This is a genomic window from Paraburkholderia sp. J8-2, assembly GCF_905220195.1.
In the GTDB taxonomy this organism is placed as follows: domain Bacteria; phylum Pseudomonadota; class Gammaproteobacteria; order Burkholderiales; family Burkholderiaceae; genus Paraburkholderia.
The window spans coordinates 137,315-158,586 of sequence record NZ_CAJMZA010000004.1 but is presented as its reverse complement, the minus strand read 5'-3'; the positions used below and the strand labels follow the sequence as shown (position 1 = coordinate 158,586).

Here is a 21,272-nt window from a genome sequence, read left to right as displayed (position 1 = left end):
GACGGCGCCGGCGGGAAGAAAACGAAGGAAAGCGCTATTTTAGACTGTGTGGGGCTCCGGCCGGCATTGGCCGAACGGCTAGCCGTTTGGTCGAGTGCTAATTCCACGCTTTCTCACGTAGACTGGCGCTTTTCCACGGGAGAGCCAGAGATGACTTCGATCTATTCGTTTTCGGCGCAACCGCTCGGCGGCGGCGAGCCGGTGAGCCTCGAGCGCTATACGGGCAAGGTGCTCCTGATCGTCAACACCGCGAGCGAGTGCGGGTTCACGCCGCAGTACGCGGGCCTGCAAAAGCTCCACGACCAGTACACCGCGCGCGGGCTCGCGGTGCTCGGCTTTCCATGCAACCAGTTCGGCAAGCAGGAGCCCGGCGACGCCGCGCAGATCGGCAGCTTCTGTGAGAAGAACTACGGCGTCACGTTTCCGATGTTCGAGAAGATCGACGTGAACGGGGCGAACGCGCACCCGCTGTATCGCTGGCTCACGGGCGAGGCACCGGGGCTCCTCGGGCTCGAAGGCATCAAGTGGAACTTCACGAAATTTCTGGTCGACCGTAGCGGCAGCGTGGTGAAGCGCTACGCGCCCATGACGAAGCCCGAGGCCATTGCAGCGGACATCGAAAAGCAGCTCTGAGCGGCGGCTGGCGGCAAAGGCGCGCGTTATAGAATCGGCGCGAAGAGCCGCGCGAGGTGCATCGTGATCTTGCGCCACGCCGGCGCGTCGCGGTACTCGCTGCGGTCGATCTCGAACGTCTCTTCGAAGTCGCGCAGCAGCATCGCTTCGACTTCGGCCGCGAAGCCGCGATGCACCGTCAGCACCATGATCTCGAAGTTCAGGCGAAACGACCGGTTGTCGAGATTCGCGCTGCCGATGGCCGCGGCCACGTCATCGATCAGCACAACCTTCTGGTGCAGGAAGCCCGGCTTGTAGCGGAAGATGCGGATGCCTGCGCGCACCGCATCGAAGGCGTACAGCATGGACGCTTCGAACACCACGTAATGGTCGCGCCGGCTCGGGATCATGATGCGCACGTCCACGCCGCGCAGCGCCGCGAGGCGCAGCGCCGAGAACACGGCTTCGTCGGGCACGAGGTAGGGCGTGGTGATCCACAGGCGTTTTTTCGCGGCATTGATCGCCTCGACGAAAAAGAGCGAGCAGGTCTCCTGGCGGTCGGCCGGACCCGTGGGCAGGACGAGGCAGTACATGTCGTCGCCGTCGCGCGGCACAACGGGGGGCGGTTCGCAGCCGGGGAGTTGCTGGGTGGCCCAGTACCAGTCTTCGGTGAAGGCGAACTGCACGTTGGCGACCGCTGGTCCGCGCAGTTCGATATGTGTATCGCGCCAGGGTGAGAGGCGTGCATTCGCGCCGAGGTATTCGATGCCCACGTTGTGGCCGCCCACGAACGCGTGCTGGCCGTCCACCACGACGATCTTGCGGTGGTTACGGAAGTTGAGCTGGAAGCGGTTGACGAAGTGGCGTTTCGTGGAGAACGGGTGCACTTCCACGCCGCCGTCCTGCAACTCGTGCACGTAGCTGGCGGGCAGGTCGAACGAGCCGATGCTGTCATACAGCAAGTACGCGCGCACGCCGCGTTTCGCGCAGTCGAGCAGCACGTCCTTGAGCATGTCGCCGAGCGCGTCGGCGCGCACGATGAAGAATTGCACGATCACGTAGTGCCGGGCGCGTTCGATGGCATCGAAGATGGCGGAGAAGGTCGCATCACCATTCACGAGTGTGCGCACGGCATTGCCCGGCACGAGCGGCATGCCGCCGAGGCGCGCGAACGTGCGGATCACGCGCACGCCCAGTTCGTCGGCTGGCCATTCGCCCGCGGAGACTAGCTTGTCCCAGTCGGGCGCGGGAGCGCGTGAGCGCAACGTTTCGTTGCGCAGGCGCCGTGCGTCGGCATAGCCCGCGAACTTGCTGCGGCCGAGAAAGAGATACGGGACGAGCGTGAGGTAGGGCATCGTCGCGAGCGAGACGGCCCAGGCGATCGCGCCCTGCGAGGTGCGCGTGTTGAGGATTGCGTGGCACGCCGCGATCAGCCCAAACAGATGGATGATCGCGAGCAGCGTGCCGAGGTGTAACCAGTCGAATCGCATAGATGCGTGGGACGCTCCTTCAGCCGAACGCAGGGCCGGCCCGCGCCGGGAAGCGCACGGCCGGAGGGCTCAATCTTACCGAACCCGTTGCGACGACGGCTATCGGCCCAGTCCTGCACACAGCGAGACGCGGCGCACAGGCGCCGCGTCGTGTTCGCGCATTGCGCTCAGACCGTTAGACCCTAAGATCCTCAGACCGGCAAGTCACAGGCCTGGATCAGGAAAACCTGATCGTCGCCGGCGCTCGTCGAGAGCCAGACGAGCTCGAGGCCGCCGAACGCCGCTTCCACGTGCTCGCGCTCGTTGCCGATTTCGACCACCAGCACGCCGTCGTCGGTGAGCCAGTTGCGTGCGTCCTTGATGATGCGGCGCACGATGTCCATGCCGTCCGCGCCGCCCGCAAGCGCCATTTCCGGCTCGTGGCGGTACTCGGGCGGCAGCGCCTGCATCGAATCGGCGTTCACGTACGGCGGGTTCGTGATGATCACGTCGTAGCGGCGCTCGGGCAGCGGTGCGTACAGGTCGCCTTCGAAGAGGGCGATGCGTTCGTCGAGATCGTGTTCGTGCACATTGCGCCTGGCCACTTCGAGCGCGGGCGCGGAGAGGTCGACGGCGTCGATATCGGCGTTCGGGAACGCGTGCGCCGCGAGAATCGCGAGGCTGGCCGAGCCGGTGCACAGTTCCAGCACCGCGGTGACCTGCTCGGGATCTTCCACGTAGGGCTGCAGGCCGTCTGCGAGCAGCTCGCCGATGAACGAGCGCGGCACGATGACGCGCTCGTCCACGTAGAAGCGCAGGCCGTGCATCCACGCTTCCTGCGTGATGTAGGCGGCGGGCACGCGCTCGGTCGCGCGGCGCTCGATCACGCCGAGCACCTTGTCGATTTCCTCGGGCGTGAGGCGCGCGTCGAGAAACGGGTCGAGCAGGTCGAGCGGCAAATGCAGCGTGTGCAGGATCAGGTACGCCGCTTCGTCGTAGGCGTTGTTCGAGCCGTGGCCGAAGGCGAGCTGTGCGGCCGAAAAGCGCGAGACGCCGTAGCGCAGCAGGTCGCGCACAGTGGCAAAAGTAGCGGCTAGCGGATGGGTCATGTTCTGGACTCCGGAGCGTGTTCGGTTGGCCGTCAGGCGATCAGCTGTTCGAGCACGCGGCGATAGATGTTCTTGAGCGGATCGATGAATTTCACTTCGATGTGCTCATCGATCTTGTGGATGCTGGCGTTGGGCGGCCCGAATTCGACCACCTGCTCGCACATGCGCGCGATGAAGCGGCCGTCGGACGTGCCGCCCGTGGTCGAGAGTTCGGTGGTGACGCCGGTTTCGTCGTGGATCGCTTTTTCGAGTGCGCTCGAGAGCGCGCCGCGCGGCGTAAGGAAGGGCAGGCCGCTCACGCTCCAGTGCAGGTCGTATTCGAGGCCGTGCTTGTCGAGGATGGCGTGCACGCGCTTTTGCAGGCCTTCCACGGTGCTGGCGGTCGAGAAGCGGAAGTTGAACATCACGTCGGCATGGCCCGGGATCACGTTGCTCGCGCCGGTGCCGCTGTGCATGTTCGAGACCTGCCACGTGGTGGGCGGGAAGTATTCGTTGCCGTCGTCCCACTTTTCAGCGACGAGTTCGGCAAGCGCGGGAGCCAGCAGATGCACCGGGTTTTTCGCGAGATGCGGATAGGCAATATGCCCCTGCACGCCCTTCACGACGAGCTTGCCCGACATCGAGCCGCGGCGGCCGTTCTTCACGCAGTCACCGAGCGTGTTGGTCGAGGTCGGCTCACCGACGATGCAGTAATCCATCTTCTCGCCGCGCGCCTGCAGCGCCTCGACGACCTTCACGGTGCCGTCGGTCGCCGGGCCTTCCTCGTCGCTCGTGATGAGGAAGGCGATCGCGCCACGATGTTGCGGATGCGCCGCCACGAACTCTTCGCTTGCCACCACGAAGGCCGCAAGCGAGGTCTTCATGTCGGCGGCGCCACGGCCGTAGAGCACGCCGTCGCGGTGCGACGGCTGGAACGGCGGCGAACTCCATTGTTCGATGGGGCCGGTCGGCACGACGTCGGTATGGCCCGCGAAGGCAAGCAGCGGGCCTTGCGCGCCCGCGGTGCCGCGCTTGACGGCCCACAGGTTCGTCACGCCGTTGGATTCGATCGTTTCGCACGCGAAGCCGAGCGCGCCAAGGCGTTCGGTCATGATGCGCTGGCAGTGCTGGTCGTCGGGCGTGACGGACGCGCGCGCGATCAGGGCTTCGGTAAGGGCGAGGGTGGCGGACATAAAAAGACCACTTTCAATAAAAATGCCGGCACAGCTGACGGAGCAGGGGCCGGCAACAACTTGTCATGACCGTATGCGCTCGATCTTCCATGGAGCAGATCGGGCGCACCGGTCTCATGCGGCGCTCAGGCGAACAGCTCCGCATACTGGTCGGCGGAAAAGCCAAGCGTCTTCACGCGGCCGTTCACCACGACTACGGGCCGCTTGATGATCGACGGCTTGTGGATCATCAGCGCAATCGCGCCGGCGGTCGTGTCGGCTTCGGCCTTGTGCACGTCCGACAGGCCGCGCCACGTCGTGCCGCGCTTGTTGATGAGCTGATCGAGCGACACGTCCTTGAGCCAGTCCTGGACGAGTGCGTTCGAAACGCCCGCCTTCTTGAAGTCGTGAAACTCGAACTCGACGCCGTGCTCTTCGAGCCATACGCGGGCCTTCTTCACGGTGTCGCAGTTCGGAATGCCGTAGACAACGGTTTTGGCGGACTTCGCCATCAGTCGCCTCGCAGCAGCTCGTTCAGGCCGACCTTGGCGCGCGTCTTCGCGTCGACCTTCTTGACGATCACGGCGCAGTACAGGCTGTGCGAGCCGTCCTTCGAGGGCAGGTTGCCCGCGACCACGACCGAGCCCGCCGGAATACGGCCATACGAGACTTCGCCGGTTTCGCGGTCGTAAATCTTGGTCGACTGGCCGAGGTACACGCCCATCGAGATGACCGAGTTCTCTTCGACGATCACGCCTTCCACGACTTCCGAGCGCGCGCCGATGAAGCAGTTGTCTTCGATGATGACCGGATTGGCCTGCAGCGGCTCCAGCACGCCGCCGATGCCCACGCCGCCCGAGAGGTGCACGTTCTTGCCGATCTGCGCGCACGAACCGACCGTCGCCCACGTGTCGACCATCGTGCCTTCATCGACGTACGCGCCGATGTTGGTGTACGACGGCATCAGCACGACGTTCTTCGCGATGAACGAGCCGCGGCGCGCGATAGCCGGCGGCACCACGCGGAAGCCGCCCGCGGCGAAGTCTTCGGCCGTGTAGTTGGCGAACTTCGAGGGCACCTTGTCGTAGAACTGGCTGTAGCCGCCCGCGGGCATCGGCGCGTTGTCTTCCAGGCGGAACGACAGCAGCACGGCCTTCTTCACCCACTGGTTGACGACCCAGTCGCCGTCCTTCTTCTCGGCGCAGCGCAGCGCGCCTTTGTCCAGTTCGGCGATGACGTGGGCGACGGCTTCGCGCACGTCGTTCGGGGCCGACTTGGGCGAAAAGTCGGCGCGGTTTTCCCAGGCGGTGTCGATGATCTGCTGAAGTTGTTGCGACATGGTGGTGATTTCGTGAGAGTAATGGTTGAAAGCGGTGTTGCGCGCAGCGAGGCAGGACCCCGGCGCGCAGGCAAAAGCTTTACGGTTTGAGCGAGCGGCAGAACTCGACGATGCGCTGCGCGCCCTCGATGCACTCCTCGACGTCGGCGACGAGCGCCATGCGGACGAAGTCTTTACCCGGATTCGTGCCATGCGCCTCGCGCGCGAGGAACGAGCCGGGCAGAACCGTCACATTATAGTCGGCGTAGAGACGCTGGGCGAACGCGGTGTCCGAGAGGCCGGTGCGCGCGACGTTGGCCCAGAGGTAGAACGCGGCGTCGGGCAATTTCACGTCGAGCACGTCGGCGAGCATGGGCGTGACGGTCGAGAACTTCTTCAGGTATTTCGCGCGGTTTTCGCGCACGTGCGCCTCGTCGCCCCAGGCCGCGATGCTGGCGGACTGCCAGACCGGCGACATGGCCGAGCCGTGGTAGGTGCGGTACAGCAGGAACTGCTTGAGGATGGCGGCGTCCCCGGCCACGAAGCCCGAGCGCATGCCGGGCGCGTTCGAGCGCTTGGAAAGGCTCGACAGCATGACGAGACGCTCGAAGCCGCGGCCCAGCTTGTGCGCCGCTTCGAGACCGCCGAGCGGCGGATTCGCTTCGTCGAAATAGATTTCCGAGTAACACTCGTCCGAGGCGATGACGAAGCCATAGCGGTCGGAGAGCGCGAACAACTCGCGCCAGTCGTCGAGCGTGATCACGGCGCCCGTGGGGTTGCCCGGCGAGCACACGTACAGCAGCTGCGTGCGCGCCCAGACTTCTTCAGGAACCTGCGAATAGTCGCAGGCGAAGTTGCGGGCCGGATCGCTGTTCACGAAGTACGGCTCGCCGCCGCCCAGCAGCGCGGCGCCTTCGTAGATCTGGTAGAAAGGGTTCGGGCAGAGTACGATCGCCCGCTTTGCCGGATCTTTCACGCCCGCTGTCGGGTCGACCACGGCCTGCGCCAGTGCGAAAAGCGCCTCGCGCGAGCCCGAAACGGGCAGGATTTCCGTGTTCGCGTCGATGGCCGGCAGTCCGTAGCGCGCCTTCACCCAGTTCGCAATCGACTCGCGCAGCGCCGGGGTGCCCGCCGTGGCTGGGTACGACGAGAGGCCATCGAGCGATGCCACGATGGCGTCGCGGATCAGCGCAGGCGTGGGGTGTTTCGGCTCGCCGATCCCGAAGCTGATATGGCGCAGGCCGGCTTTCGGCGTGACGTCCTTGAAGAGTACGCGCAGCTTTTCGAAGGGATAGGACTGAAGGGTGTCGAGTAGCGGATTCACTTGGGCGTCGGACAGGCGTGGGCGAAAGACGGATGGCGTGGCGCGCAGGATGGGAGCGGCCGGTGCGGGCCGGCGAGCCAGTTGCGCTGCGCTCGGCTTGGCTCGGCGAAAAACACAGAGGCGCGGCCTTGGAACTGCAAGCGCTCGATTATAGCGTGGCGTCGTTGCTGCTGCGGGCGCCAGCCGGAACCCGCCCTGGCGCAGCCGGTGCTCGCCGGACGACGAGACAAAGGAAAAGCATGGAATTTTCGAATCACGTTCCGAACAGCGGCGCCAGCGCTGTGAACGCGCGGCCGGGCCAAGGGAAACGCGAGCAATGAGCCAGAGCACCAGCTTGCGCGCCGCATGGCCGACGCTCGCCATCATGATTGGCGCGTCCGTATGGGGTTTCGTCTGGTATCCGCTGCGCATGCTGGCGGCCGCCGGGCTCACCGGCACGGCATCGAGCGCCGCGACGAGCGCAGCCGGCTGCCTCTTCGTGCTGGTGCTGCGCTGGCGCTCGCTCGCGACCGTGCGCTGGCACTGGGTCCTGCCGATGCTCGGGCTTGCTGCGGGCGTGACCAATGTGGGTTTCGTGTGGGGCGCGATTCACGGCGAAGTGATGCGCGTGCTGCTGCTCTTTTATCTGACCCCGGCGTGGACGGCGATCTTCGCGCACTTCATCCTGCACGAACGCCTGAACTGGGCGGGAGGCGCGCTCGCGACGCTTTCGCTGCTGGGTGCGATCCTGATGCTCTGGTCGCCGAAACTCGGCGTGCCGCTGCCCGCCAACGCCGCCGAATGGGCGGGTTTGATCGGCGGCATGGGCTTCGCGATGAGCAATGTGCTCGTGGTGAAGACGAGCCGCGTGCTGCCGCATATGAAGCCGGAGATGCGCACCGCCGTGATCTTCGCGGGCGCGGCGCTGTTCGGCGCGCTGACTTCGTGCTTCGAGCCGATGTCGGCCGCTCCGGCTGGCGAGCATCTCGCGCGCGTCGTGCTGCTGGTGCTCGCGCTCGGCATCGTGCTCGGCACCAACAACATGCTGGTTCAGTACGGGCTTGCCCGCGTGCCGGCTAACCGCGCGTCGATCATCATGCTGTTCGAGATCGTCGTCACGGCGCTCACGTCGTGGCTCTTCGCGGGCGAGACGCCGGGCCCGCGCGAATGGGCGGGCGGCGCGTGTATCGTGCTCGCTTCCTTGCTGTCGAGCTGGGTGCACCGCGCGCAGGACGCGCGCAAGCGCGGCGCACACGTGAGCGCCGACGCGAGCGTCATGACCCATGCCGACGCAAGCCGCACCGATGACGCGGACGTCGCCGACGGTAACGGCCCCGGCGGCGACGATGGCAACGGCGATGGCAACCCAGGCGGCGGCTCGGGTCCAGGGCCTTCCCGCGCGCGGAATGGCGCGCGTGCGATGGTATGATTGCCGCTGATTCCCGCCGACCGCTCGCGCGCATGCGCGTTCGTGCGGCGAGCCGTGGCGCCTGCCTTGTGCGCACTGCGCCGCCGTGCGATCGATACCGGATTCGCGGCGGCAAGCGACGTACGGCACGGGCGGTCCCGTTCACCACTATTCAAACAGCGATATCGCCGTGCGTCTGACCTCGATTAAACTCGCTGGCTTCAAATCATTCGTCGATCCCACGCATTTCCAGGTTCCGGGCCAACTCGTCGGAGTGGTCGGGCCGAATGGCTGCGGGAAATCCAACATCATCGACGCGGTGCGCTGGGTGCTGGGTGAATCCCGGGCGTCCGAGCTGCGTGGCGAGTCGATGCAGGACGTCATCTTCAACGGTTCCACCGCGCGCAAGCCGGGCAGCCGCGCGAGCGTCGAACTGGTGTTCGACAACGCGGACGGCCGCGCCGCCGGGCAGTGGGGCCAGTATGCCGAGATTGCCGTGAAGCGCGTGCTCACGCGTGACGGCACATCGAGCTACTACATCAACAACCTGCCGGCGCGCCGGCGCGATATCCAGGACATCTTCCTCGGCACGGGCCTCGGCCCGCGCGCCTACGCGATCATCGGGCAGGGCATGATTGCGCGGATCATCGAGGCGAAGCCCGAAGAGCTGCGCGTGTTCCTCGAAGAGGCCGCGGGTGTTTCGAAGTACAAGGAACGCCGCCGCGAGACCGAAAACCGTCTGCACGACACGCGTGAAAACCTCACGCGTGTCGAGGACATCGTGCGCGAACTGTCCAACAACCTCGAAAAGCTCGAGGGTCAGGCAGTCGTCGCCACGAAATTCCGCGAGCTGCAGTCCGAGGGCGAGGAAAAGCAGCGCCTTCTGTGGCTCTTGCGCAAGAACGAGGCGGCGGGCGAGCAGCAACGCCAGCAGCGCGCGATCGAGCAGGCGCAGATCGACCTCGAGCGGCATACCGCGCAGCTGCGCGAAGTGGAAGCGCAGCTCGAAACACTGCGCGTGGCGCACTACTCCGCAAGCGACGCCATGCAGGGCGCACAGGGCTCGCTCTATGAAGCGAACGCCGAGGTGAGCCGTCTCGAAGCCGAGATCAAGTTCATCGTCGAGTCGCGCAACCGCGTGCAGGCGCAGATCGCCGCGCTCACCGCGCAGCGCGAGCAATGGCAAGTCCAGGCGCAGAAGGCGCAGGACGATATCGAAGACGCCGAAGAGCAACTGGCGATCGCCGAGGAAAAGGCGGCGCTCGCGGAGGAAGACGCAGCGGCAAAGCAGGAAGCCTTGCCCGCGCTCGAAAACCGCTGGCGCGACGCCCAGGCGCAACTGAACGACGAGCGCGCGGGCATCGCGCGCACCGAGCAGGCCATCAAGCTCGAAGCCGCGCACCAGCGCAACGCCGACCAGATGCTTCAGCAGCTTCAGCAACGCCATGAGCGGCTGAAGTCGGAGGAAGGCGGGCTCGACGCGCCGGACGAAGCCCAGCTCGAAGAGCTGCGCATGCAATTGGCCGAGCAGGAAGAAGTGCTGCACGAAGCGCAAGCGCGTCTTGCGGATGCGCAGGAAACGGTGCCGCGCCTCGACGCGGAGCGCCGCGCCGCGCACGAGCGCGTGCAGGCTGAAAACGCGCAGATCCACCAGTTCGAAGCGCGTCTGGCCGCACTCAAGCAGTTGCAGGAAAACGTACAGACGGAGGGCAAGATCCAGCCGTGGCTCGAGCGTCACGAACTGGGCGCGTTGCCGCGGCTGTGGAAGAAGCTGCACGTGGAAGCGGGCTGGGAAACGGCGCTCGAAGCCGTGCTGCGCGAGCGGCTCGCCGCGCTCGAAGTGTCGAACCTCGACTGGGTGAAGGCATTCGCGAGCGACGCGCCGCCCGCGAAGCTCGCGTTCTATTCGCCGCCTGCCGCGGGGCCGGCAAGCGCCGCGCCTGCGGGCCTCACGCCGTTGCTTTCGCTCGTGCGTATCGACGACGCGGGCCTGCGTGCCGTGCTCACCGAATGGCTCGGCTCGACTTACGTTGCCAACGATCTCGCCGAGGCGCTTGGTCAGCGCGCGCAACTGCCGGCTAGCGGCGCGTTCGTCGTAAAGGCCGGTCACGTGGTGACGCGCGTGGGCGTGCAACTGTACGCCGCCGACACCGAGCAGGCCGGCATGCTCGCGCGTCAGCAGGAGATCGAGAATCTCGATCGCCAGGTGCGCGCTCAAGCATTGCTCGCCGATGAGGCACGCACCGCTGTCGTGCGCGCGGAAGCCGCGCACACGCAAGCCGCGCAGGTGCTCACGGAAGTGCGCCAGCAGGCCGAACGTGCGACCCAGCGCGTGCACGCCCTGCAGATGGATGTGCTCAAGCTCACGCAGGCGCATGAGCGCTACACGGCGCGCAGCACGCAGATCCGCGAAGAGCTGGACGAGATTCGCACGCAGATCGAAGAGCAGCGCGCGCTGCGGGCGGAGTCGGAAGCGAACTTCGAACGCCACGACGTCGAACTCGCCGAACTGCAAGCCCGTTTCGAGGACAACCAGCTCGCGTTCGAAGCGCTCGACGAGGAACTCGGCGCGGCGCGCAACGAGGCGCGCGATCTCGAACGCGCGGCAGCGGACGCGCGCTTTGCGGCGCGCAACATGGCGAACCGCATCGAAGAGCTCAGGCGCAACATCCAGGTCGCGCACGATCAGAGCGAACGCGTGGCCGCTTCGCTCGAAGACGCGCGCGCCGAGCTGGAAACGATCAACGAGCAGACCGCACACACGGGCCTGCAGGATGCGCTGGAAATTCGTGCGCAGAAGGAAGACACGCTGCGCGCTGCGCGCGCCGAACTCGACGACTTGACCGCAAAGCTGCGCGCCGCCGACGAAACGCGTCTCGCGGCGGAGCGCGCGCTGCAGCCGCTGCGCGACCGTATCACCGAGCTTCAGTTGAAGGAACAGGCGGCCCGCCTCAATGGCGAGCAGTTTGTCGAGCAGCTTCAGGCGGCTGGCGTAGACGAGGCCGCGCTGCAGGAAAAGCTCACGGCCGACATGAAGCCGTCGTACCTGCAAGGCGAAGTCACACGCATCAACAATGCGATTGCCGCGCTCGGGCCGGTCAATATGGCGGCGCTCGACGAGCTGGCCGCGGCCAAGGAGCGCAAAACTTTCCTCGACGCCCAGTCGGCCGACCTCACGAGCGCGATCGAGACGCTCGAGGACGCGATCCGCAAGATCGACCAGGAAACGCGCACGCTGCTGCAAGGCACCTTCGACGAAGTGAACCGTCATTTCGGCGAATTGTTCCCGCGCCTCTTCGGTGGCGGCCAGGCGAAGCTCATCATGACCGGCGACGAGATTCTCGACGCGGGCGTACAGGTGATGGCGCAGCCGCCCGGCAAGAAGAATTCGACGATTCACCTGCTTTCGGGCGGCGAGAAGGCGCTCACGGCCACGGCCCTCGTGTTCGCGATGTTCCAGCTCAACCCGGCGCCTTTCTGTCTGCTCGACGAAGTGGACGCGCCGCTCGACGACGCGAACACCGAACGTTTTGCGAACCTCGTTCGCGCGATGTCGGACAAAACACAGTTCCTGTTCATTTCGCACAACAAGATTGCCATGGAGATGGCGCAGCAGCTTATTGGCGTGACGATGCAGGAGCAGGGCGTGTCGCGCATCGTCGCGGTCGACATGGAAACAGCGGCGGGTTTCGCCCAGAATACGGTCTAATCGATTTACACGGTCTAACGGACGGCGCGCGTTGCGCGGCCGGCGGCGCCATCGGTGAGGCAGCCGCCGCGCGCAATGCGCTTGCCACAGAAACGGCGCGCACAACGAGCGCGCTGTCGAATAAGAATTGCTGATGGAGCATGCATGGATGAGTTGACTCTCGGGTTGATCGGCGCGGGCGCCGTGGTAGTCGGGGGCGTGGTGGTGTACAACGCGTGGCAAGGCGCGAGGGTGCGCCGACGCATGCCGCGCCCAATGCCCGAAGAGGCGGTCGAGGCGCCGCAGCGCGACGAGTTCCAGGAGCAAAGCCCGTTCATCGAGCCGGCGCATGCACCGTCGCGTCGCGAGCCATCGCTCGCCGGCGCAGCGGAGGCCGAGCGCGTGGAGCCGGGCTTTGGGACTGTGGCGCCGCTCGACACTCCGGCCGACATCCAGGCGGAAACGACGACCCCTAACGGCTTTCCTGCGGAAGCAGCGGCTACCGAGGAGAGCGGTGAAACGGCGCCAGCCGCAAGCGCGGCTGTTCCCGAATCCGTGAAGGACGACGCCGACGAAGCCGAGCGCATCGAACCCGTCATGCCGGCCGCCACGACGATCTCTTCGGCGCCGCCGGCCGTGGTCGACCGACGTATCGACTGTATTGTGCCGATCCGGCTTGGTGCTTCTGTGCCGGGCGAGCGCGTGATTCCGTTTGCGCAGCGCTTGCGCCGCGCGGGCAGCAAGCCGGTGCACATCGAAGGCAAACCCGAAGGGGGCGACGGCTGGGAGCTGCTGCAAAGCGGCGTGCGCTACGAGGAGCTGCGCGCTGCTGCGCAACTCGCGAACCGCAACGGCCCGCTCAACGAACTCGAGTTTTCCGAATTCGTGACCGGCGTGCAGCAGTTTGCCGACGCGCTCGATGCCGCGCCCGAGTTTCCGGACATGATGGAAACAGTTGCGATGGCGCGCGAACTGGACGGCTTCGCGGCGCAATGCGACGCGCAACTTTCCATCAACGTGATGTCGGACGGCGCGCCTTGGTCGGCAAACTACGTGCAGGCCGTGGCCGCGCAGGACGGCCTGCTGCTTTCGCGCGACGGCACCCGCTTCGTGAAGCTCGACGCGAAGCAGAGTCCCGTGTTCATGCTGCAGTTCGGCGACACCAACTTCCTGCGCGACGACCTCACGTACAAGGGCGGCGAGTTGATTACGCTGATCCTCGACGTGCCCGTGGCCGATGAAGACATCCTGCCGTTCCGCCTCATGTGCGACTACGCGAAGTCGCTTGCGGAGCGCATTGGCGGGCGCGTGGTCGACGACCAGCGCCGGCCGCTGCCGGAGTCCGTGCTGCAGTCGATCGACAAACAGCTCATGACGCTTTACGCGAAGCTGGAGCAGGCCGGCATTCCGGCCGGCTCGCCGGCCACGCGGCGGCTGTTCAGCCAGTAACGCCGCAGGCCTGTAGCCGGCCGGCAGACAAGGCGCGGTGCCGTAAAGGCGCCGCGCCTTTTTTGCGTGCGCGTGGCGCGGCGCGCTTGGCACGGGCGGATAGGGGTGATCGGTCATGGAGGGGCGAGCGCCGTTACTGGCACAAGTGATGTAGTGCGTTCAAGCTCGCACTGCCGGACCCCGGCGTCAATGCTGCCAATGCAGCGTTAGCCATTCGGCCAGGACCTTGGGGGAGGCCCGTTCGGCGGCGCACGAAGAATGCCCGAAGTTAGCCTTTCGGCCGATGCGACACGCGCCGCTTCCTGAGATAATCTGACGTCCGAAATCATTTCCATCTGCGAGTCGCCCAAGGCATGGTCCGTCATCCCGCCCGTCCTCCCGAAGAAGCCACCGCTGCGCAGCGCGCGGTGTGGTTGCGCGCCGAACTCGAGCGTGCGAATCACGCCTACTACGTGCTCGACCGGCCGGAGCTGCCCGACGCGGAATACGACAAGCTGTTCGGCGAGCTTCAGCAAATCGAGGCCGCGCATCCCGATCTCATCACGCCCGATTCGCCCACTCAGCGCGTGGGCGGCGAAGTCGCCGGGGGCTTCGAGCCCGTGGTGCACGACGTGCCGATGCTTTCGCTGAACAACGGCTTTGCGGATGAGGACATTGTCGCGTTCGACAAGCGCGTGGCCGATGCGCTCGGCAAGATCGAGGGCGCCGAAGTCGGCGCAGTCGAATACGCCGCTGAACTCAAGTTCGACGGCCTCGCCATCTCGCTGCGCTATGTCGACGGCGTGTTCGTCCAGGCGTCCACGCGCGGCGACGGCGCGACCGGCGAGAACGTCACGGAGAACGTGCGCACGATCCGCTCGCTGCCGCTGCGCCTGAAGGGCAAGCGCGTGCCGAAGGTGCTCGACGTGCGTGGCGAGGTGCTGATGTTCCGCCGCGACTTCGAGCGCATGAACCAGCGTCAGCGCGACGCCGGCCACAAGGAATTTGCGAACCCGCGCAACGCGGCGGCGGGCAGCCTGCGTCAGCTTGATCCGAAGATCACCGCGCAGCGGCCGCTCTCGTTCTTCGCTTACGGCATCGGCGTTCTCGAGGGCGAGCCGATGCCGGCCACCCATAGCGAACTGCTCGACTGGTACGCGGAAATGGGCTTGCCGGTCAATTCCGAGCGTGCGGTCGTGAAAGGCGCGCAAGGTCTGCTGGAATTCTTCCGCGCCGTGGGCGAGAAGCGCGATGGCCTGCCGTACGACATCGACGGCGTGGTCTACAAGGTGAATCGCCGCGACGAGCAGGACGCGCTCGGCTTCGTTTCGCGCGCGCCGCGCTTCGCGCTCGCGCACAAGTTCCCGGCGCAGGAAGCGCTCACGAAGCTGCTGGCCATCGACGTGCAGGTGGGCCGCACTGGCGCGATTACGCCGGTTGCGCGGCTCGAGCCGGTGTTCGTCGGCGGCGCGACGGTGACGAACGCCACGCTGCACAACGAAGACGAAGTGCGCCGCAAGGACATCCGCATCGGCGACACGGTGATCGTGCGGCGCGCCGGCGACGTGATTCCCGAGGTGGTCAGCGCGCTCATGGACCGCCGACCGGCCGACGCCCAGGAGTTCGTGATGCCGACCGAATGCCCGGTCTGTGGATCGCGTATCGAGCGTCTGCCCGACGAGGCGATCGCTCGCTGTACAGGCGGTCTCTTCTGTCCGGCGCAACGCAAGCAGGCGCTCTGGCACTTCGCCCAGCGCCGCGCGCTCGATATCGACGGCCTGGGCGAGAAGATCATCGACCAGCTGGTTGACCAGAACCTCGTGCGCACGCCCGCCGATCTTTTCAATCTCGGCTTCGGCACGCTCGCGCAGCTCGATCGCATGGCCGACAAATCGGCGCAAAACCTGCTCGACTCGCTTGAAAAGGCCAAGTCCACGACGCTTGCGCGTTTTATCTACGCGCTCGGCATCCGGCACGTGGGTGAGTCGACGGCAAAGGATCTCGCCAAACACTTTGGCTCGCTCGATCCGATCATGAGCGCTTCGGTCGAGGAACTGCTCGAAGTCAACGATGTGGGGCCGATCGTCGCGCTCGCCATTCACGAGTTTTTTGCGGAAGAGCATAACCGCACGGTGATCGAGCAACTGCGCGCGCCGGGCAAAGTAACATGGGCGGAAGGTCCGCCCGCGCCGAAGGCGCCAGTGGGCGTGCTGGCCGGCAAGACGGTTGTGCTCACCGGCACGCTGCCCACGCTCTCGCGCGACGAGGCGAAGGAAATGCTGGAGGCGGCCGGCGCAAAGGTGGCCGGCTCGGTGTCGAAGAAGACCGATTACGTGGTGGCGGGCGCCGACGCGGGCAGCAAGCTCGCAAAAGCCGAGGAACTCGGCGTGCCGGTGCTCGACGAAGAAGCAATGCGCAAGCTCCTGGAGGGGCAAACGACATGATTCGCGAAATTCTCAGAATGGGCGATCCGCGCCTGCTCAGCATTGCCCGGCCGGTCGATCACTTCGATACGCCCGAACTGCACGAACTCATTGCCGATATGTTCGACACGATGCACGCGGCGAACGGCGCAGGCCTCGCCGCCCCGCAGATCGGCGTCGACCTGCAGGTGGTGATCTTCGGTTTCGAACAGAACGAGCGCTATCCCGAAGCGCCGGCCGTGCCGCAAACGGTGCTCATCAACCCGGTCATCCATCCTCTGTCGCACGACATGGAAGAGGGCTGGGAGGGGTGTCTTTCGGTGCCGGGCATGCGTGGTGCCGTGAGCCGCTATTCGATGATTCGCTATGACGGCTTCGATCAGTACGGCCAGCCCATCGAGCGTGTGGCGGAGGGTTTTCACGCGCGGGTCGTTCAGCACGAATGCGACCATCTGATCGGCAAGCTGTACCCCATGCGTATTACCGACTTCTCGAAGTTCGGCTTTACCGAGGTTCTGTTTCCGGAACTCGATCCGAACAGCGACGACTGAAGATCGAAGCATCATGAAAAACGGGAGCCATCTGGCTCCCGTTTTTCATGCAACGCGGCGTTTGGCGCCGATGCGGCGTTAGAACGCCTCGTCAGCGGCCAGATAGCGCCATTGGCCTTGCGGCAGCGCGCCGAGCAGCACGCGGCCCATGCGCACGCGCTTGAGGCCCACGACCTTGAGGCCGACCAGTTCGCACATGCGGCGGATCTGGCGCTTCTTGCCTTCGCGCAGCACGAAACGCAACTGCTCGCCGTTTTGCCAGCTCACCTGCGCGGGCTTGAGCGGCACGTCGTCGAGCGACAGGCCGTGGCGCAGTTGCGCGAGCAACTCGGCCGGGAAGTGCTGATCGATTTCGGTCTCGATGTCGTTGTAGGTGACGCGTACGAGATATTCCTTGTCGATGTCCGAGCTCTCGCCGATCAACTGCTTGGCCACACGGCCGTCCTGGGTCAGCACGAGCAGACCGGTCGAGTCGATGTCGAGCCGGCCAGCCGGTGCGAGCGTGCGCAGATGTTTGGCCGAAAAACGAATGCCCGAGTGATCGCCGTCCCAATGATTCTCGCCGGTGATCAGTACGGCGGCGGGCTCGTAGCCGTCCTCGGCCTGGCCCGACACATAGCCCACGGGCTTGTGCAGCAGGATCGTCACCTGGCGCGCCTGCGCGGCGAGCGCTGACGGATCGACCTCGATGCGCTGATTCGGCGTGACCTTGGCCCCGAGCGTGTCGACGACTTCGCCGTCGACATACACCCAGCCTTTTTCGATCCACTCGTCGGCTTCACGGCGCGAGCACAGGCCCAGTTCGGACATGCGCTTGGACAGGCGCAGGGTGTTGTCGCCGTCGACTTCCTCTCGCGGCGTGCGGCGCGGTGCGGATTCGGCGTTGTCGGTACGTCGCGGGGGCTTCCCGGCCGACGTCACGGGACGGGGAGTCTGGCGTGCGCCGCCGCTTTCTTCGGCGCTGCGGCGTGTGCGCGTCGCGCCGCCCTCACGGTCATCGCTTCGGACGGATTTCACCGGGCGCGCGAAGCGTCGCTCCGTTCCCTCGTCGCGGGCGCGTGCTGGGCGGCGGTCGTCACCTTCGGTACGTCGTTCGAAGCGACGCTCACCACTTTCTTCGCGGCCGCGCGGGGGGCGGCGGTCGTCACCTTCGGTGCGCCGTGCGTAGGGCCGTGCGTCACCTTCTTCGCGGCTACGCGGGGGACGGCGATCGTCACCTTCGGTGCGCCGTGCGTAGGGCCGTGCGCTACCTTCATCGCGGCTGCGCGGGGGACGGCGATCGTCGCCTTCAGTGCGCCGTGCGTAGGGCCGTGCGCTACCTTCTTCGCGGCTACGCGGGGGACGGGGGTCGTCGCCTTCAGTGCGCCGTGCGTAAGGCCGTGCGCTACCTTCTTCGCGGCTACGCGGGGGGCGGCGGTCGTCGCCTTCGGTGCGCCGTGCGTAGGGCCGTGCGCCACCTTCTTCGCGGCTACGCGGGGGACGGCGGTCGTCGCCTTCAGTGCGCCGTGCGTAAGGCCGTGCGCTATCTTCATCGCGGCCGCGCGGGGGGCGGCGGTCGTCGCCTTCAGTACGCCGTGCGTAGGGGCGTGCGCCACCTTCATCGCGGCTGCGCGGGGGACGGCGGTCGTCGCCTTCGTCACGGCGCGTGAACGGACGTGCACCACTTTCCTCACGACCACGCGGCGGACGACGATCTTCGCCTTCGGCACGGCGCGCGTAGGGGCGTGCGCTACCTTCTTCGCGGCTACGCGGCGGACGGCGATCGTCGCCTTGAGCGCGGGGAGCGAAACGACGCTCACCGCCTTCCTCACGAGCACGCGGCGGGCGCCGGTCTCCACCCTCGTCACGGCCGCGCGCAAATCCACGCGCTTCGTCGCCGGTGCGACGGGCGGGGCGGCGCTCGTCGCCGTAGCCGCCTTCGCGAGCAGGCCGCGCTGGACGGCTCGAACCGTCGCGTTCACGCGCCGTGGTTGGCCGTGCCGGGCGCGTGTCGCCGGCGCGAGGCGCGGTGCGCTCGCCCGAGGGGCGCGCAGGCTTGCCCGCCGATGTCTTCGCAGCCGACGCCGGCCGAGCGTCCGCCGGCCGCGCCTCAGCCGGCCGCACCGGCTTACGCGCGGTCGTGCTGCCGCGGCGGACGGGGGCGCGTTCCGGAGTGGTCGGGCGCGGATGTTTGGCTGTCAGTTTGGCTCGCATGGATCTGGGTATTTCGCTTGGGTCATTCACACTGCGATCGCGCGCAGCAGTTCGGTTTCGACGTGAATCTGCCGGCGGTTGTCGGAAAGTCCCGATCCGTCGAGCAGAAACACGTCTTCCACACGTTCGCCGAGCGTATTGATCCGCGCCGCATGGACGCCGACATGATGCTCCGCGAGTACGCGCGCGATGGAATAGAGGAGGCCCGGCCGGTCGTTCGCCGACACGGACAGGATGTAGTACTGGCCGCGCTCGTCCGCCCGCAGGTCGACGCGCGGCGTCACCGGGAAGGTGCGCGACAGGCGTGAGAGCCGGCCCTTTGACGGTTCGGGCAAGGTATTGTCCGTCGCTTTCAGGCGCGCCGCGAGTTCCTGTTCGACGAGGTTCGCGATATCGCGGTAGTGCACGTCGCCCTCGGTGTGGGCGACGATGAAATTATCGAGCGCATAGCCGTGGCGCGTGGTGCTCACGCGCGCGTCGAGCACGGAAAGTCCACTGCGGTCGAAGTACGCGCACATCGTCGCGAAGAGGTCGGGTCGGTCCTGCGCGTAGACGAGCACCTGCAGCGCCTCGCCGATGGGCGACGGGCGCGCGCGTACGACCGGCTCGGGTGCTTCGACGTGGCGATAAAGCACGCGCGTTTGCCAGGCAATGTCGGCGGCGTCGTGGCGCAGGAAATAACCCACGTCGAGCTTGTCCCAAAGCGCGCGGTGCGCGTGCTCCGGCACGGTCTCGAGACGCAGCAGCGCGAGCGCCAGTTCCTGACGCGTCTTGAGCTCCGAGTGCGCGTCGGGCTTGGCGCCGCCGAGCACGGCAAGCGTCGAGCGGTAGAGGTCTTCGAGCAGCTTGCCCTTCCAGTTGTTCCAGACCTTCGGGCTCGTGCCGCGAATGTCGGCGACCGTCAACAGGTAGAGCGCCGAAAGGCGCCGCTCCGTGCCCACCAGGTCGGCGAAGCGCTTCACGACCTCGGGGTCGGTGATGTCCTGCTTCTGCGCAACCTGGCTCATCGTCAAGTGCTGCTGGACGAGCCAGACGATCAGGTCGGCGTCGTCGCCCGTGATGTCGTGCTCGCGGCAAAAGCGCCGCGCGTCGGCCATGCCGAGTTCGGAGTGGTCGCCGCCCCGGCCCTTGGCAATGTCGTGGAACAGCGCTGCGACATAGAGCACCCACGGGCGTTCGAAATTGGCGATGAGCTGGCTGCAGAACGGATACTCGTGCGCATGCTCGGCCACGGCGAAGCGGCGCATGTTGCGCAGCACCATCAGGATGTGCTGATCGACCGTGTAGACGTGATAGAGGTCATGCTGCATCTGCCCGACGATACGGCGGAAGTTCAGCAGATAGCGGCCGAGCACGCTCGTCTGGTTCATGAGCCGCATGGCGTGCGTGATGCCAGCCGGTTGCTTGAGGATCTCCATGAAGAGCCGGCGGTTCTCCGGGTCGCGGCGCCAGTTCTGGTCCATGGTCTCGCGCGCGTTGTAGAGCGCGCGCAGCGTGCGCGCCGACAGGCCCTTCACGCCGGGCACCTGCTCGTAGAGCAGGAAGGCTTCGAGAATCGCGTGCGGCTCGCGTTCGAACACGTCGTCGCTAACGATTTCCAGCATCCCCTGCTTTTCGACAAAGTGCTCGGAGAGCGTGCGCGTGATGCCGCTCGTGCTCGGGAAGAGCTGCGCCTCGATGTTCTGGATCAGGATCGTGGAAAGCTGCGTGACTGCCTTCGCTGCCCAGTAGTAGCGGCGCATGAGCTGCTCGCTCGCGCGCCGCGCGCCGCTTGCCTTGTAGCCGAAGCTCTCGGCCACTGCCGTTTGCAGGTCGAACACGAGGATGTCCTGGCGGCGGCCCGCGATCACGTGCAGGCGCGCGCGCAGCGCCTTGAGAAACGCCTCGTTGCGGCGGAGTTCGCGCGCCTCGCGCCCGGTGATGAGGCCGCGCTGGTCCAGTTCCTTCCAGCTGCTGCCGAAGGCCGCGGCCTCGGTGATCCAGAGGATCAGCTGCAGGTCGCGCAGGCCGCCGGGGCTTTCCTTGACGTTGGGTTCGAGCGAGTAGGGCGTGTCCTGGAAGCGCGCGTGGCGCTGGCGCATTTCGAGCACTTTCGCCTGGAAGAACGCGCGCGGGTCCATGGCGTCGCGATAGCGCTGCGCGAAGTCGCCGAAGAGCGCTGCGCTGCCCGTGATGCGGCGCGCCTCGAGGAGCGACGTGCGCACGGTGACGTCGTTGGCGGCTTCTTCGAGGCATTGCGAGACGCTGCGCACGCTGCTGCCGATATCGAGTCCGAGATCCCACGCAAGGCCGATGAATCGCTCGATGCGGTCTTCGAGCAGCGCGAGCGGCTCGTCGTCCGGCAGCAGGACGAGGATGTCGACGTCTGACCAGGGCGCAAGTTCGCCGCGCCCGAAACCGCCCACCGCCACGAGCGCGAGCGTGTCCGGCAGCTCGCAGAGATTCCAGGCGCTGCGCAAGGTGTCGTCGGTGGTGCGGGCGAGGGCGCGCATCAACGAATCGACATTGGTCGCGGTCTTGAAGCGCTCGAGCAACTGGGCCTTGGCGGCCTTGTAGTCGGACTTCAGCGACGACGTATCAGGAACGGCGACAGCGGGAACGCTCATGGGCTCGGATCGT

15 protein-coding genes are annotated in these 21,272 nt (G+C 66.3%); 6 read left to right on the top strand and 9 right to left on the bottom strand.

What is annotated here, in order from left to right:
* Window positions 1-150: 150 nt before the first annotated feature.
* Window positions 151-633 (top strand): glutathione peroxidase, encoded by a 483-nt coding sequence (locus U5A52_RS11990; protein ID WP_321908822.1) that lies wholly within the window; start codon window positions 151-153, stop codon window positions 631-633.
* A gap of 26 nt (window positions 634-659) precedes the next feature.
* Here the strand turns inward: U5A52_RS11990 and cls are convergent, their stop codons facing one another.
* The 6 genes from cls to dapC form a co-directional block, all read right to left on the bottom strand.
* Window positions 660-2,102 (bottom strand): cardiolipin synthase, encoded by a 1,443-nt coding sequence (cls, locus tag U5A52_RS11985; protein WP_321908820.1) that lies wholly within the window; start codon window positions 2,100-2,102, stop codon window positions 660-662.
* Window positions 2,103-2,293: 191 nt separating this feature from the next.
* On the bottom strand, window positions 2,294-3,190 hold the full coding sequence (gene prmB, locus U5A52_RS11980) for a 50S ribosomal protein L3 N(5)-glutamine methyltransferase (protein ID WP_321934871.1): 897 nt from the start codon (window positions 3,188-3,190) through the stop codon (window positions 2,294-2,296).
* 32 nt (window positions 3,191-3,222) lie between these two features.
* The gene (dapE, locus tag U5A52_RS11975; RefSeq protein ID WP_321908815.1) at window positions 3,223-4,362 is read right to left on the bottom strand and encodes a succinyl-diaminopimelate desuccinylase; all 1,140 of its coding nucleotides are present in this window, start codon (window positions 4,360-4,362) and stop codon (window positions 3,223-3,225) included.
* Window positions 4,363-4,487: 125 nt separating this feature from the next.
* Window positions 4,488-4,853: an ArsC family reductase gene (locus U5A52_RS11970; RefSeq protein ID WP_028204073.1), complete on the bottom strand. Its 366-nt coding sequence runs from the start codon at window positions 4,851-4,853 to the stop codon at window positions 4,488-4,490.
* Window positions 4,853-5,680 carry a 2,3,4,5-tetrahydropyridine-2,6-dicarboxylate N-succinyltransferase gene (gene dapD, locus U5A52_RS11965; RefSeq protein ID WP_028204072.1) on the bottom strand — a complete coding sequence of 276 codons (828 nt, stop codon included), beginning with the start codon at window positions 5,678-5,680 and terminating at the stop codon, window positions 4,853-4,855. Before dapD ends, U5A52_RS11970 begins: the two co-directional genes overlap by 1 nt.
* Window positions 5,681-5,759: 79 nt before the next feature.
* Window positions 5,760-6,983, bottom strand: a complete 1,224-nt coding sequence (dapC, locus tag U5A52_RS11960; protein WP_415773799.1) for a succinyldiaminopimelate transaminase — start codon at window positions 6,981-6,983, stop codon at window positions 5,760-5,762.
* 316 nt (window positions 6,984-7,299) lie between these two features.
* Here dapC and U5A52_RS11955 point away from each other — a divergent pair, with 316 nt between their 5' ends.
* From U5A52_RS11955 to def, 5 genes are all read left to right on the top strand, one after another.
* Window positions 7,300-8,391: a DMT family transporter gene (locus U5A52_RS11955; RefSeq protein ID WP_321934870.1), complete on the top strand. Its 1,092-nt coding sequence runs from the start codon at window positions 7,300-7,302 to the stop codon at window positions 8,389-8,391.
* 169 nt (window positions 8,392-8,560) lie between these two features.
* Complete coding sequence (smc, locus tag U5A52_RS11950) at window positions 8,561-12,079, top strand: chromosome segregation protein SMC (RefSeq protein ID WP_321934992.1); 3,519 nt, start codon at window positions 8,561-8,563, stop codon at window positions 12,077-12,079.
* A gap of 144 nt (window positions 12,080-12,223) precedes the next feature.
* Window positions 12,224-13,507: a cell division protein ZipA C-terminal FtsZ-binding domain-containing protein gene (locus U5A52_RS11945; protein WP_321908810.1), complete on the top strand. Its 1,284-nt coding sequence runs from the start codon at window positions 12,224-12,226 to the stop codon at window positions 13,505-13,507.
* A gap of 353 nt (window positions 13,508-13,860) precedes the next feature.
* Entirely contained in the window at window positions 13,861-15,930 is a 2,070-nt protein-coding gene (gene ligA / locus U5A52_RS11940; RefSeq protein ID WP_321934869.1) for an NAD-dependent DNA ligase LigA, read from the top strand.
* On the top strand, window positions 15,927-16,460 hold the full coding sequence (def, locus tag U5A52_RS11935) for a peptide deformylase (protein ID WP_321934868.1): 534 nt from the start codon (window positions 15,927-15,929) through the stop codon (window positions 16,458-16,460). The genes ligA and def overlap by 4 nt, the downstream gene beginning before the upstream one ends.
* 78 nt (window positions 16,461-16,538) lie before the next feature.
* Here def and U5A52_RS11930 read toward each other — a convergent pair whose 3' ends face one another.
* From U5A52_RS11930 to U5A52_RS11920, 3 genes are all read right to left on the bottom strand, one after another.
* Window positions 16,539-17,477 (bottom strand): pseudouridine synthase, encoded by a 939-nt coding sequence (locus tag U5A52_RS11930; RefSeq protein WP_321934867.1) that lies wholly within the window; start codon window positions 17,475-17,477, stop codon window positions 16,539-16,541.
* The gene (locus U5A52_RS11925; protein WP_321934866.1) at window positions 17,474-18,421 is read right to left on the bottom strand and encodes a hypothetical protein; all 948 of its coding nucleotides are present in this window, start codon (window positions 18,419-18,421) and stop codon (window positions 17,474-17,476) included. Before U5A52_RS11925 ends, U5A52_RS11930 begins: the two co-directional genes overlap by 4 nt.
* A gap of 258 nt (window positions 18,422-18,679) precedes the next feature.
* Entirely contained in the window at window positions 18,680-21,259 is a 2,580-nt protein-coding gene (locus tag U5A52_RS11920; protein ID WP_321908803.1) for a [protein-PII] uridylyltransferase, read from the bottom strand.
* Between the last annotated feature and the right edge of the window lie 13 nt (window positions 21,260-21,272).

Bases quoted from the DNA above. Each gene is read 5' to 3' on its own strand.
- U5A52_RS11990 (WP_321908822.1), top strand. From the start codon at position 151: ATGACTTCGATCTATTCGTTTTCGGCGCAACCGCTCGGCGGCGGCGAG.
- cls (WP_321908820.1), bottom strand. From the start codon at position 2,102: ATGCGATTCGACTGGTTACACCTCGGCACGCTGCTCGCGATCATCCAT.
- prmB (WP_321934871.1), bottom strand. From the start codon at position 3,190: ATGACCCATCCGCTAGCCGCTACTTTTGCCACTGTGCGCGACCTGCTG.
- dapE (WP_321908815.1), bottom strand. From the start codon at position 4,362: ATGTCCGCCACCCTCGCCCTTACCGAAGCCCTGATCGCGCGCGCGTCC.
- U5A52_RS11970 (WP_028204073.1), bottom strand. From the start codon at position 4,853: ATGGCGAAGTCCGCCAAAACCGTTGTCTACGGCATTCCGAACTGCGAC.
- dapD (WP_028204072.1), bottom strand. From the start codon at position 5,680: ATGTCGCAACAACTTCAGCAGATCATCGACACCGCCTGGGAAAACCGC.
- U5A52_RS11955 (WP_321934870.1), top strand. From the start codon at position 7,300: ATGAGCCAGAGCACCAGCTTGCGCGCCGCATGGCCGACGCTCGCCATC.
- U5A52_RS11945 (WP_321908810.1), top strand. From the start codon at position 12,224: ATGGATGAGTTGACTCTCGGGTTGATCGGCGCGGGCGCCGTGGTAGTC.
- ligA (WP_321934869.1), top strand. From the start codon at position 13,861: ATGGTCCGTCATCCCGCCCGTCCTCCCGAAGAAGCCACCGCTGCGCAG.
- def (WP_321934868.1), top strand. From the start codon at position 15,927: ATGATTCGCGAAATTCTCAGAATGGGCGATCCGCGCCTGCTCAGCATT.
- U5A52_RS11920 (WP_321908803.1), bottom strand. From the start codon at position 21,259: ATGAGCGTTCCCGCTGTCGCCGTTCCTGATACGTCGTCGCTGAAGTCC.